12 protein-coding genes are annotated in these 12,551 nt (G+C 57.6%); 5 read left to right on the top strand and 7 right to left on the bottom strand.

Annotated features, from left to right (window positions below; genetic code table 11):
• Positions 1-199: 199 nt before the first annotated feature.
• Entirely contained in the window at positions 200-1,189 is a 990-nt protein-coding gene (locus tag EQV93_RS18935) for a FecR family protein (RefSeq protein WP_240892168.1), read from the bottom strand.
• Positions 1,186-1,740, bottom strand: a complete 555-nt coding sequence (locus tag EQV93_RS18930) for an RNA polymerase sigma factor (RefSeq protein ID WP_122786448.1) — start codon at positions 1,738-1,740, stop codon at positions 1,186-1,188. The genes EQV93_RS18935 and EQV93_RS18930 overlap by 4 nt, the downstream gene beginning before the upstream one ends.
• Before the next feature lie 184 nt (positions 1,741-1,924).
• Here EQV93_RS18930 and EQV93_RS18925 point away from each other — a divergent pair, with 184 nt between their 5' ends.
• The 4 genes from EQV93_RS18925 (at position 1,925) to EQV93_RS18910 (ending at position 6,579) form a co-directional block, all read left to right on the top strand.
• Positions 1,925-2,413: a sigma-70 family RNA polymerase sigma factor gene (locus EQV93_RS18925; RefSeq protein ID WP_240892167.1), complete on the top strand. Its 489-nt coding sequence runs from the start codon at positions 1,925-1,927 to the stop codon at positions 2,411-2,413.
• Complete coding sequence (locus EQV93_RS18920; RefSeq protein ID WP_240892166.1) at positions 2,410-3,375, top strand: FecR domain-containing protein; 966 nt, start codon at positions 2,410-2,412, stop codon at positions 3,373-3,375. Before EQV93_RS18925 ends, EQV93_RS18920 begins: the two co-directional genes overlap by 4 nt.
• Before the next feature lie 233 nt (positions 3,376-3,608).
• Entirely contained in the window at positions 3,609-5,948 is a 2,340-nt protein-coding gene (gene fecA, locus EQV93_RS18915; RefSeq protein ID WP_240892165.1) for a TonB-dependent Fe(3+) dicitrate receptor FecA, read from the top strand.
• A gap of 202 nt (positions 5,949-6,150) precedes the next feature.
• Positions 6,151-6,579 (top strand): HPF/RaiA family ribosome-associated protein, encoded by a 429-nt coding sequence (locus EQV93_RS18910; RefSeq protein ID WP_122786444.1) that lies wholly within the window; start codon positions 6,151-6,153, stop codon positions 6,577-6,579.
• 77 nt (positions 6,580-6,656) lie between these two features.
• On the opposite strand, the gene EQV93_RS18905 is transcribed toward EQV93_RS18910, so the two are convergent.
• Complete coding sequence (locus tag EQV93_RS18905; protein WP_122786443.1) at positions 6,657-7,157, bottom strand: phosphate-starvation-inducible PsiE family protein; 501 nt, start codon at positions 7,155-7,157, stop codon at positions 6,657-6,659.
• A 413-nt stretch (positions 7,158-7,570) separates the two neighbouring features.
• Here EQV93_RS18905 and EQV93_RS18900 point away from each other — a divergent pair, with 413 nt between their 5' ends.
• Entirely contained in the window at positions 7,571-7,828 is a 258-nt protein-coding gene (locus tag EQV93_RS18900; protein WP_019410845.1) for a YebG family protein, read from the top strand.
• Positions 7,829-7,910: 82 nt separating this feature from the next.
• On the opposite strand, the gene EQV93_RS18895 is transcribed toward EQV93_RS18900, so the two are convergent.
• From EQV93_RS18895 to hmgA, 4 genes are all read right to left on the bottom strand, one after another.
• The gene (locus EQV93_RS18895; protein WP_122786442.1) at positions 7,911-8,942 is read right to left on the bottom strand and encodes a Leu/Phe/Val dehydrogenase; all 1,032 of its coding nucleotides are present in this window, start codon (positions 8,940-8,942) and stop codon (positions 7,911-7,913) included.
• 249 nt (positions 8,943-9,191) lie between these two features.
• Positions 9,192-9,830 (bottom strand): maleylacetoacetate isomerase, encoded by a 639-nt coding sequence (gene maiA / locus EQV93_RS18890; RefSeq protein ID WP_240892164.1) that lies wholly within the window; start codon positions 9,828-9,830, stop codon positions 9,192-9,194.
• 11 nt (positions 9,831-9,841) lie between these two features.
• On the bottom strand, positions 9,842-11,146 hold the full coding sequence (gene fahA / locus EQV93_RS18885) for a fumarylacetoacetase (protein ID WP_240892163.1): 1,305 nt from the start codon (positions 11,144-11,146) through the stop codon (positions 9,842-9,844).
• Between the two features lie 3 nt (positions 11,147-11,149).
• Entirely contained in the window at positions 11,150-12,454 is a 1,305-nt protein-coding gene (hmgA, locus tag EQV93_RS18880; RefSeq protein WP_240892162.1) for a homogentisate 1,2-dioxygenase, read from the bottom strand.
• Positions 12,455-12,551: the final 97 nt, after the last annotated feature.

The following is a 12,551-nucleotide window of genomic DNA, read 5'->3' as shown; positions in this document are numbered from 1 at the left end:
TATTGCTCAAATTGACAGAGTGACCAAGGTTGTAATATCAGGGAAATCGCTTCGCTAACTGTTCGCTATGTCTCCGAACAAAGTGTTCGCGATGTCCCCGGTCCATACACTCCCGGAGGGAGAGGGAGCTGACCGCATGCAGATTCAAATACATCGCACACCTGCCCCCTCTCCCTCTGGGAGGGGGTGAGGGTTCACATCAACGCAACACTATCAGCCCGAACACTCGATGCTGCTCAAACCCGAGCACGCCTTGCAACGAATTGAGCACCGCTTGAGGGTCATGGCTGGGGAAACTGCCGCTGATTCGCCGCGTACCTAACTGACTGTTCAGCAGCACGATATTCCCTGAGTAATGGCGCTTGAGATCCGCCACAACCTCCGCCAGCGGCGTATTGGCATAGGTCAACCAGCCCGTGCGCCAGGCCAGACGGCTCTGGCTGTCGACTCGGTGCACCGCATCGCTTACAACACCCGCGTCATAAGCAACTTGTTGATCGGCGGTGACTATCTGCTGTGTCGCGGTTTTATCGGCCTTTACCCCCACCCGCCCGGACAGCACCGTCACTTGCGCGCCCTCAGGCTGCAAACGCACTTCAAACTCGGTGCCCAACACTCGCGCTTCACCGCCGTGAGCCTCTACGACAAAAGGTGCACCGGTGTGGGTGACATGAAAATACGCCGCACCGCGGCGCAGCTCTACATGGCGTTCACCGCCGCTAAAGTTAACGGCAATGGCGCTGTCGGCATCCAGCGTGACCTGCGATTGATCGGCCAGTTGCACAGTTTGCACGTGCCCCGGCGCACTGACGTAATCCGCGCCCAGATCATCGACCCAACGCCCGGGCTGCCAGCCCGCCAGCACGCCCACCATCAGCAACACGCTGGCCGCGATCGCCAACCCACCCGACCAAGACCTGCGCCTGTTGCGCCGGGGCACGTCCATTGCAGACAGGTAACGCTGCAACACCCATGCCTCTTCATCCGCCAGCGTCGTGCCTGCCACTTCGCTCAACTCCCACACCACCTGCGCCTGCGCGTACGCTTGGGCATGGGCCGGGTCGGCTTGAAGCCAGCGACTGAAGGTGGCTTGATCACCGCTGCCGGGCTGATCATGCAGCACACTGAGCCAGGCCAGCGCCGTGCGCTCCTGCTCCGGTGTGACAGGGATACTCGAACGATTGGTCACAACACTTTCCCTGCACTGGGCTCACGCAAACTGGCCTTGCAGGCCTCCAGGGCGCGCATCATATGTTTTTCGACGGCGCTTTGGGACACGCCCATGACGTTGGCGATGTCGGCATAGGTGCGACCGTGAATGCGGTTAAGCAAAAAAATATGTCGCGTGCGCTCAGGCAAACCGCGCAAGGCGGCCTCGACCTGGCGCAAATCATTGCCCGCCTCCAGGGCGGCTTGAGGTTCGCTGCCGTGGGCATCCGGTTCACATTGCCAGTGCTGATCCAGCCGCCCGCGCACACCTTCGTTGCGCAGGTGATCAATCGCGATGTTGCCAGCACTGCGCAGTAAATAGGTGCTGAGTTCTTCAACCTGTACCAGCGGCCTGCGCCAAAAACGCAGAAACAAATCCTGCACCAGATCAGCCGCCGTGGCCCGGCAGCCGACACGGCGACTGACCAGCGCTTCCATCTGCAAACGTTGAGACAAAAACACCTGCAAAAAATACGCTCGCCCGTGGCGCGCTTCGCGGTCGGGGCCATCCTTGAGTTCGGGAGGATTCATGAACGTCGCAGTACAGGTCGAAAGGGAAAGCGATACTAATGATAAATATTCTCATATGCAAAAGCAGATGACGGCCTGCGTGCCCGTGTTTGATCAGCGGTGATTGCCCAATACAATCCCCCGACCCTACAATGCGAACAATTCTTGTTCTCTAAAGCGTTATCCGCGCTCCATGGAGTGGTCGTTGTCGCCGTCAAATACCGTCGAAGTCCTGTATATGGACCACCACAACTGGCTCACCGGTTGGCTACGGCGCAAGCTCGGCTGCCCGCACAGTGCTGCCGATCTGGCTCAGGACACCTTCATGCGACTGCTGAGCGCTCGCGAAACACCCAGCATTGCCGAGCCCAGGGCATTTTTGACCGTGGTTGCCAAGCGCGTACTGTCCAACCATTACCGTCGTCAGGACCTGGAGCGCGCTTATCTGCAAGCACTGGCCGACATGCCCGAACAGCTCGCGCCCTCTGAAGAAGAACGGGCCATCATTGTGCAAACCCTGATGGAGCTGGACCAATTGCTCGACGGCCTGCCCACCCCTGTTAAGCGCGCTTTCTTACTGGCTCAGGTCGATGGTTTGAGTTACGCCGCCATCGGCGCCCAACTCGGTATTTCGATTGCCACTGTAAAGCGCCATTTGAATAAAGCCGCCCTGCGCTGCTACTTCGCCCTGTGAACGGCGCGTTCAATAGCCCGGGCGATATTTCTTCGGGCGTCGCCGAACAGGCCGTGAGTTGGCTGGTGGAAATGCAAGAGGGTCCGCTTGACCCACACCGCCAGCACGCTTGGGAACACTGGTTGCAGGCCCACAGTGAGCACCAGCGTGCGTGGGAGCATATTCAGCGGATCAACCAGCGCTTGCGCGGCTTATCCTCTCCCCTCGCCCACGCGGCCCTGAATGCACCGCAAAGCCGCAACCGACGTCAGGCGCTGAAATTATTGCTGTTGTTGGGGGCTGGTTCAGCTTTGACCTACAGCTTGCGCGATCAATTGCCCATCACGCCCCTGCTGGCGGACTACAGCAGCCCGGTCGGCCAGCGTCGCACGCTGCACCTGCACGACGGCAGCCAGATTCAGCTCAACACTGCCAGTTCCGTGGATGTGCGTTTTGATGGGCAACAACGCGTGATTCGCTTGCTCGAAGGCGAGATGCAACTCACCGCAGCCCAAGATGTACGCCCTTTCCACGTGTTGACCGCCCACGGCAGCGTGCAGCCACAGGTGGCACGCCTCAACGTGCGTCAGTTTGCAGAGCGCACAGAGCTGTCGATCTTTGAGGGCCAGGTTGCCCTTGCGCCAACGGCCCACTCGGGCAGCCCGCTGCTCGTGTCAGCCCATCAGCAAGTCAGTTTTAACCGTCAGGCATGGAGTACCCCGCGCCCGCTGGACGCCGGCAGTGGGGCCTGGGCTGACGGCATGCTGGTGGCCGCGCACATGCGTCTGGGGGATTTTCTGACTGAGCTGGGACGCTATCGCCGTGGCCAGTTGAACTGCGACCCCAAGGTGGCTGACCTGCTCATTTCCGGCACCTACCCGGTAGATGACAGCGAGCGGGTACTCGACTTGCTAACGGTCAGCTTGCCCGTGCGGGTCAAACGCTTCACACGGTATTGGGTAACAGTTGAAGCAAAAGCCTGAGTGAATGCGCTGCACATCCCCGTAGCAGCTGCCGTAGGCTGCGTTCGGTTGCGCAGCAATCGTAAACCTGAGCGTGCGGTCTTCTGGTTTTACGACGGCTTCGCAACCGGACGCAGCCTTCGGCAGCTGCTACGGGTTACGGAACTTATTGTTTAAAAAACATGAGCTGTTTTCAAATCTGGCGTGACAGAGAAGGTAAGCCCCTTCAATTTTGACCTTCTCAGGATGTTTTCATGCCCGCCCAGCCTTTTCGTCTCACGTCTTTGGCCCGCTTGTTGTTAGGCGCCAGCTTGAGCTTCAGCGCCCTGCCGATGGCATTTGCCGAATCCGCAAAGAACTATCACATTGCCCCGTCTACCCTGGAAAACGCGTTGAACCAGTTCGGTCGTGAAGCGGGCGTGATGATCTCATTCAGCTCCGAAGTTGCCAGCGGTATTCAGAGCAAGGGCCTCAATGGCGACTACAGCCCTGAGTTGGGTTTGCAGACGCTGCTTGAAGGCACCGGCCTGCAAGCTCGCGCCGAAGGGCAAGGCGCATTCAGCCTGCAACCCGTGCCTGAGCAGAGCGCCCCGCAAAGCGTTGAATTGGGCGCCTCGACCGTTGTCGGCGACTGGTTGGGCGATGCCGAGCAAATCAATGTTTTCGAGCACGCCGGCGCGCGTGACGTGATCCGCCGCGAGGAGTTTGAGCGTCAGGGCGCGACATCCGCCCGTGAAGTGCTCAACCGTATCCCAGGTGTCAACGCGCCGGAAAACAACGGCACCGGCAGCCATGACATGGCGATGAACTTCGGCATTCGCGGGCTGAACCCGCGCCTTGCCACCCGTTCGACAGTGCTGATGGACGGCATTCCCGTACCCTTCGCTCCTTACGGCCAACCGCAACTGTCCTTCGCCCCCATCAGCATGGGCAATATGGACGCGGTAGACGTCGTACGCGGCGGCGGCGCGGTACGTTATGGGCCGCAAAACGTCGGCGGCATCGTCAACTTTGTGACCCGCGCGATTCCCGACGAACCGACTGTCAAAGCCGGCTTCCAAACGGAGACCAGTCCTTCGTCGACCCAAGACGGCTTCAAAAAAACCGCCAACCTGCTGGCGGGGGGAACGGCCGACAATGGGCTCGGGGGTGCGTTGCTGTATTCCGGCGTGCGCGGCGGCGACTGGCGTGAACACAGCGACACGCGCATTGATGACCTGATTCTCAAAGGCAACTACCAGCTCGACGAAGCCAATAGCTTTAATGCGATGGCCCAGTATTACGATGGCGAAGCTGACATGCCCGGCGGTCTGAGCACTGCGGCCTTCAAGGCAGACCCGTATCAGTCCACACGCCCGAACGACAAATTCTGGGGCCGTCGCACACTGGTTAACTTCGGCTATCGCTACCAGCAGGACCGCCGCGAATTCACGGTCAACAGTTTCTTCACCAAGACCCTGCGCAGCGGTTATCTGGATCAGGGCACCTTCCTGTCGCTGTCACCGCGCGAGTACTGGGTACGCGGCATTGAAACACGCTTGGCCCAAGGCTTTGACCTGGGCAATAGCCAACATGAAGTGGGTATGGGCTATCGCTACATCAACGAAGCCGGTCACGAGTTGCGCTACCGCACACCGATAGCCGCCAACGAACTGCCAACCACCAACAGCCGCAATGACCGTGACACCCGTGGCGCCACTGAAGCCCACGCGTTCTTTATCGACGACAAAATCGACATTGGAAAATGGACGTTCACGCCCGGCATTCGCTATGAAATGATCCAGCAACAGCAAACCAACCTGCTGACCAACGTGAAGTACAAGGGCGATTACAACACCCCGCTGCCAGCCCTGAACGTGATGTACCACGTCACGGACTCCTGGAATATTTACGCCAACACTGAAGGCTCATTCGGCAGCGTGCAGTACAGCCAGATGCCCAACCGTGTCACCGGCGGTGAAGTAAAACCGGAAAAAGCACGCACTTGGGAAATCGGCACACGCTACGACAATGGCAACCTGAGAGCGGAAATCGGCGCATTTCTGATCAACTTCAATAATCAATATGACAGCAACCAGACCACCGACACGGTGATCGCGCGAGGCAAAACCCGCCATCAAGGCATCGAGGCCAGCGTCAACTACGCGCTCGACGACGTCAGCCCGATACTGTCCGGTTTTGATGTGTACGCCAGCTACGCCTACGTTGACGCAACTATCCGCGAAGATGGCCCCAACAAGGGCAATCGTGTGCCGTTCTCCTCGAAAAACAAGGGCACCTTGGGCGTTGGTTACACCCAGGGCCCATGGAAGGCCAACCTGGACAGCAACTTCCAGAGCAATCAGTTCGCCGATAATGCTAACACCCGCGCAGAAAGTGCTGACGGCAGCACTGGTCTGATCCCTGGCTACATGATTTTCAACAGTCGCGTCGCCTACGATTTCGGCCCAAAACTGGCTGACCTGAATGTGGCCTTCGGGGTTAAAAACATCCTCAACCACGAGTACTACACCCGCTCGTTTGACGACAACAACAAAGGCAAATACGTGGGTGAGCCACGAACCTTATACGTCCAGACCTCTGTTGCATTTTGATATGAATCGGCAAAGGCCCGGCCACGCGGGTCTTGGCCTGCATCAAAGACTGACGCGGGTCACAACCCGCATGACTTCCTGAAAATAGTGCTTGAAATATTTGCCCATCGGCCCAAACACTGTAATTGAGCGATGACGATGAACCTTTGACTACTCGAGGCCGTCAGACCTCACACGAGCACGCTTATATAAGGGAAGAACTATGCTTACTCACGTCTTTTCCGATAAACACATCGACAGTGACAAACGCACCCAAGACTGGGTCACCGCGACTGTTGAAGTAACGCTCGAACGCCATTTGGAATTTTTGACTCGGGTCGAAGTTCATCTCAGCGATGAAAATGGTGGCAAGTCTGGTCCTAAGGACAAACGCTGCAAAATGGAGGCCCGGCCTAAAGGGCATCAGCCTGTACTGGTCTCCCACGATGCTGACACGCTGACCGAGGCGGTGCACGGTGCCGCGACTAAACTGGAGCACAAGCTGGAACACCTGTTCGGCAAACTGCGCGGCAAACACACGCCAAAACTTCACGCTGAAGGGTTCGAAGAGAAAGAACCCAAACAATCCGCTGATGACTTGCTCGAAGAAGAGTTTTTAGAGAAAGAAAAAGAACTCGATAAAATCAGTTGATTCATCGCTCAGGACGCACAAAAAAGGGCGGGCCTACTTCGGTAGGCCCGCCCTTTTTACTTGCCAGAAGCGAGCCCCTACAGCTCGCCCTTCTCCACTTCCGGATGCTCACTGGAACCTGCACCGGTTTTACGCCGCGGGTTTTCGATCTTGACCGACGGGAATTGCGAAGACGCATAGCGCACCACCAGAATGGCGATCGCCAGCAACAGGATTGCCCCGGTCAAATACACCACGCCCATGTCCGGCGGGTTGTGGTGAGACACGTTGGAAATCAACAAGCGGGTCAAGGCCGTGATTGCCACATAAATAAGGAAGCGCACAGGCATGTGATTGGTCTTGAAATAAATCCCTACCATGGCGCCCAGCTCAAGGTAGATAAAGAGCAGCAAAATATCGTCGATCGAAATATTGCCCTTCTCGACCATCTGCAAAAATTCCATCACCGCGGCCCAGGCGGTCACCGCACCAATGGCGAACAACGCCATATAGTGGAAGGTTTCAACGAACAAATTGCCCATCGATTCCGCCAGCTCATGTACCTGGCGACGTAGCTTTTCAGCTTTGTTTATTCTCACGATGCAGCTCCTTGAATCGACTCAAACGGATCATCCGCGATGCACATGACACTTTCTGCATGCAGAAAAAAGGCCAGCCATCGCCAATGAGATGATGGACGGCGGTGATTCGGCACGTCAGTCGCCATTGCACGCATCAATTGCAGCTAGATTAAAAAGGCACTATTCAAAATCAAAGGATTGGCTTATCCTTTTAGCTGTATATAAATACAGTAATCATTAGGGTCTGTACGAAATGTTTTCGAGCGAAGGTTAGGCAGGCGAAAACAGGCGAGGAAGCTGCGTCTACGGGGTGTAAATGAGCATTCCGATCGGACTCGCGCACGAGCCTGTTTTCAACGCCGCATAACCGAGCGCAGATACATTCCGTACAGATCCTGGATAAATTATCGTGAAGGCATACGAGGTGGTAAATGGCCGTCGAAGTGGTATACCGCAGCAGCCGAGATCTGGAGCGCTTGTTCATGGATAAAGCCGAAGCTGACCGTCATGACAAAATGCTGGAGTTGGCCGAACTGCTGGCCGAAGTGTTGCAAAAAGCTGTGCCGTCGTTGAGCGAACAGCAAGTAGAAGAAGCCGGTATTTACATGGCGAAGAATCGCGATGTTTTTGCCAAGGCCTTTAAAAGCCAGCCGGACGCCCTGTCCGAGTTGCTGGTCGATAGCGAATAACCGCACCACGGATTCGCTCGCTGCCCCTACCCTGAAAGACGCTCTTTCAGGTTGGGCACATCCTTTAGCTTTTCCTGAGCCGCTAGTGAATATCTTTGCCGTAAAGCAGGCGTTGCGCCAGTTCGTCTGACACCCTGGCCGGCGAACGTTTTTCAGCTTGAGCGTGGGCGTATATACCCGTCAGCCGTTCGCTGATGCGCAGCAACTGTTGATTGATTGCCTCAGGGGCAGCGCCCTGATAGGTCAGAGCCATATAAATCAACCCGCCTGAATTAATCACATAGTCGGGGGCATACAAAATTCCCCGCCGCTCCAGTTGATCGGCTACTTGCAAATTGGTCAGCTGGTTATTGGCACAACCGGCCACTGCCGAACACCGCAATTGAGCAACGCTGTGCCAGTTGAGCACCCCACCCAAACCACAGGGTGCCAAAATATCGCAGGGTGTACTGAGCAAGGCTTCGCACGCGATGGGGTGTGCCCCAAACTGCTCCATGGCCATACGCACTTTTGCGGGATCGATGTCACACACCAGCAGCTCCGCCCCTGCCATGTGCAGTTGCTCAGCAAGGGCAAAACCAACTTTGCCCAACCCCTGAATGGCCACACGCAAACCTTCAAGGTTGTCGCTGCCCAAGCGCGAAGAGGCTGTGCTTCGAATACCGGCAAATACGCCCATGGCCGTATGCGTAGAGGGATCACCCGCCGCCGTGGTGCTGGCAACATGCCGGGTATGCTGGGCGATGCAGTCCATGTCCACGGTGGACGTGCCGCTGTCGATGGCTGTGATGTAGCGGCCATCAAGCTGCTCAACGCAACGCCCAAACGCTTCAAACAATGCGGCACGGCTTTCGACATGAGGCGCACGCATGATCACGGCCTTGGCTCCTCCCACCGCCAGACCGGCGAGCGCCGCTTTATAGCTCATGTCCTGAGCCAGGCGAATGGCATCGCTGACCGCGCTTTCATCATTGGGATACGCCAAATACCGGCACCCTCCCAACGCTGGCCCCAAGCGGGTGCTATGAATAGCGATCACGGCTTTGAGCCCCGTCACGGGATCAACACTAAGGTGCAGCGACTCAACATGAGCGCTTTGCATGAGAGCAAACATTCACAAGCCCTCGAACGATTTCAGGTAATCGGCAGTATAGGCGGCAGGTAAAACTTCGCCGAAGTACGCAGGAATATCTGCGCACCCTTTTCCTATTTTCGGACATAACCCCGTAGCAGCTGCCGAAGGCTGCGTCTGGGCGCGAAGCGGCCATAAATGCCAAGCTTAGGGTTTAACTGAAGCACCGCACCCTCCGGTGTTACGACTGCTGTGCAGCCGAACGCAGCCTTCGGCAGCTGCTACGCAGTTTTAAACCGGTGTATCGGGCTGTTGCGAGGGATGGGCCTTGAAAAAGGCCGGATGGTGCTGCGCCAGAGCCGCCACCCGCGCAATGCGCGGGCAGGCGTGCAACGAAACCTTGAACCGTTGCGCGGCGTATACCTGTGGAATCAAGTACACATCGGCCAATCCGGGCTCAGGACCAAAACAGTAACCGCTGTCGCCAATCATGTGTTCAATGGCCGCCAGCCCTTGGCTGATCCAGAGGCTGATCCACTGCATCACCTGCTCTTCATCCTGCCCCGACTGACGCAGTTGATTAAGCACACTGACGTTGTGCAGCGGATGAATGTCGCACGCCACCAATGCCGCCACCGCCCGCTCATGAGCGCGGGTGATCAAGTCTGCGGACAGCAACGGTACCTGAGGGTAACGCTCTTCAAGGTATTCAATGATCGCCGGCGACTGGCTCAAAAGGCTGCCTTCATCGGTGCGCAATGTCGGTACGCGGCCTTGTGGGTTGATTGCCAGGTACTCAGGCTGGTGATGCTCGCCCCCTCCCGAAGCAATCAGATTGACCGGTATCGATTGATAATCCAGACCTTTAAGCGCCAGCGCGATGCGTACCCGGTAAGACGACGTGGAGCGGTAGTAAGTAAAGAGCTGCATGACTCTCTCCCTTAGCGCGCGGCCACGACCTTGCCACGGCACTCGCCAAACCCGATGGAGGCGAAACCTTCACGGGTGCAACGTGCGCGCAGGATGATTTCGTCGCCATCTTCCAGAAACCGGCGAATCTCGCCACCGGGCAGCTCGATCGGGTGCTTACCACCCTCGGTGATTTCCAGCAGGCTGCCCAGTTGCGAACGCTGGGGCCCCGACAATGTGCCTGAGCCAAACAGATCACCCGCCTGCAACTGGCAACCGTTGACACTGTGATGCGCCACCAACTGCGCAGCGGTCCAGTACATGTTCAGGCTGTTGCTCAACCCCAGACGATGGGCAGGCAGGTTACGTTCACGCATCGACTCGGTCAGCAACAGCACCTCCAGTTCGATGTCCAGCGCGCCACTGGCCTGATCATGAGCATCCAGCAAGTAGGCAAGCGGTTGCGGGTCGCCTTCAGGACGAGCCGGTTGTGCACGGCGGAACGGCTCCAGCGCTTCGGCTGTGACCACCCACGGCGAAATGCTGGTGATAAAACTCTTGGACAGGAACGGCCCCAACGGCTGGTATTCCCACGCTTGAATATCACGCGCCGACCAGTCATTGAGCAGGCAGAAACCGGCAATGTGCTCGCCCGCCTCACTCACAGGGATCGCGCTGCCCATGTCATTGCCCTGGCCCACCCAGATGCCCAGTTCCAGCTCGTAATCCAGCCGGGCGCACGGGCCAAAGCTCGGCTCTGTCTGCCCGGCAGGCAAGGTTTGACCTTTTGGACGCCGCACCTCGACACCGGACGGGCGAATGGTCGAAGCACGGCCGTGGTAGCCAATCGGTACGTACTTGTAGTTAGGCAGCAGCGGATTATCGGGACGGAACAATTTACCGACATTTTTGGCGTGCTCGATACCGACATAAAAATCGGTGTAATCGCCAATTTTGGCCGGCAGGTGCATTTCACACTCGCAGGCTAGAGGCAGCAAGCGCGCACCTTGTGCTTCAATCTTGCCGCGCAGGGTGCTGCCTTCGCTGAGCAGTTCCTGCAATCGCTGGCGCAATGCGACTCGGGCGCTGCGGCCCAATGCAAAGAAAGCATTCAGCGTGCCGCCCAGCGAAGCTTCAACAGCTGCTTTGGCCTCACCTTCAAACAAACCCGCAGCCAGTGCAGCTTCCAGATCAAAGATATGCTCGCCAATGGCGACACCGCTACGGGGTGCAGAGCCCTTGTGACTGAACACGCCCAGCGGCAAATTTTGCAGTGTGAAATCACTGTGTCCGTTGGCAGACGTCACCCAACTGCGGGCAAGTGAGGACTGGGTCATGGGTTATCTCCGATTCGGGTTGAAGGTTGCAGGCAACGAGGCCCAGCACGCGTCATAACTGGTTTGCAATTGCGGGCACTCAAGGGCGAACCGGCTGGGGCGCAACACTTGGCTGGTCTCGAACATAAAGGCCATGGTGTTGTCGATCTTGCTCGGTTGCAGGTCGGCTGCAATGGCTTTGGTACAGGTTTCGGCGTCCGGACCGTGGGCGCTCATACAACTGTGCAGCGAGGCGCCACCGGGCAGAAAGCCTTCTGCTTTGGCGTCGTAGCTGCCCTGAATCAGGCCCATGTATTCGTTCATCAGGTTGCGATGGAACCACGGGGGCCTGAATGTATTTTCAGCCACCATCCAGCGCGGCGGGAAGATCACGAAGTCGAGATTGGCCAGGCCCGGCACGCTGGTGGGCGAGGTCAAGACGGTGAAGATCGACGGGTCGGGGTGGTCGAAGCTGACCGTGCCCAAGGTGTTGAAGCGACGCAGGTCATATTTGTAGGGCACGTTGTTGCCATGCCACGCGACCACGTTCAGAGGCGAGTGGTCCAGCTCACAGCCCCACAGCTCACCCAGAAATTTCTGTACCAGCCGGGTGCTTTGCTGGCCGTCTTCGTAACAGGCAACCGGCGCCAGAAAGTCCCGAGGGTTAGCCAGACCGTTGCTGCCGATCGGCCCCAGGTCGGGCAGGCGCAGCGGTGCGCCATGATTCTCGGCCACGTAGCCACGGGCGCTCGGGTCGAGCAGTTCAACCCGAAATTTCATACCGCGCGGGATCACGGCAATTTCCAGCGGTTCAAGGTCCAGACAGCCCAACTCGGTTGCAATCCGCAAACGGCCGTGCTCGGGCACCAGCAGCAGTTCACCATCGGCGTCGAAGAACACGCGCTGCATCGATGTGTTGGCACGGTAGTTATAGATGCTGATGCCGGCGGGCTTTTCCGGGCTGCTGTTGGCAACCATCGCCACCAGACCATCGATGAAATCTGTAGGTTCTTCTGGAACAGGGAGTGGATTCCAGCGCAAACGGTTGGGTGTGGCAGCCCCCAATACTCCGCCCGCTAATTGCCGCTCCAACTTGATAAATGCAGGGTGATTGGCGGACGGCTTGATGCGATACATCCATGTTCGCCGCGACTCGCTGCGCGCCATGGTAAACGCAGTACCCGACAGCAACTCGGCGTACAGACCGTAGGGGACTTTTTGCGGGGAGTTCTGACCAATCGGCAGGGCGCCGGGCAGTGCTTCACTGCTGAATTCGTTGCCAAAACCGGACTGATAGGCCAAAGCTGACGCAGGCGGGTCGAGATTCATGGAGCCTCCAAAATGGAGAAAGCAGAGACTGCAGCCGGCAATGCAACTGCCAGAGCGTCACTGGGTTATTTTTATCGTAATCAAATTACGCATAACG

The sequence above is a fragment of the Pseudomonas sp. TMW22091 genome (assembly GCF_022496705.1).
Lineage (GTDB): Bacteria > Pseudomonadota > Gammaproteobacteria > Pseudomonadales > Pseudomonadaceae > Aquipseudomonas > Aquipseudomonas saxonica.
This window is presented reverse-complemented; position numbering and strand designations above follow the sequence as displayed.

Coding starts and splice junctions, on each gene's coding strand:
- EQV93_RS18930 (WP_122786448.1), bottom strand. CDS start 1,740: ATGAATCCTCCCGAACTCAAGGATGGCCCCGACCGCGAAGCGCGCCAC.
- fecA (WP_240892165.1), top strand. CDS start 3,609: ATGCCCGCCCAGCCTTTTCGTCTCACGTCTTTGGCCCGCTTGTTGTTA.
- EQV93_RS18910 (WP_122786444.1), top strand. CDS start 6,151: ATGCTTACTCACGTCTTTTCCGATAAACACATCGACAGTGACAAACGC.
- EQV93_RS18900 (WP_019410845.1), top strand. CDS start 7,571: ATGGCCGTCGAAGTGGTATACCGCAGCAGCCGAGATCTGGAGCGCTTG.
- EQV93_RS18895 (WP_122786442.1), bottom strand. CDS start 8,942: ATGTTTGCTCTCATGCAAAGCGCTCATGTTGAGTCGCTGCACCTTAGT.
- maiA (WP_240892164.1), bottom strand. CDS start 9,830: ATGCAGCTCTTTACTTACTACCGCTCCACGTCGTCTTACCGGGTACGC.
- fahA (WP_240892163.1), bottom strand. CDS start 11,146: ATGACCCAGTCCTCACTTGCCCGCAGTTGGGTGACGTCTGCCAACGGA.
- hmgA (WP_240892162.1), bottom strand. CDS start 12,454: ATGAATCTCGACCCGCCTGCGTCAGCTTTGGCCTATCAGTCCGGTTTT.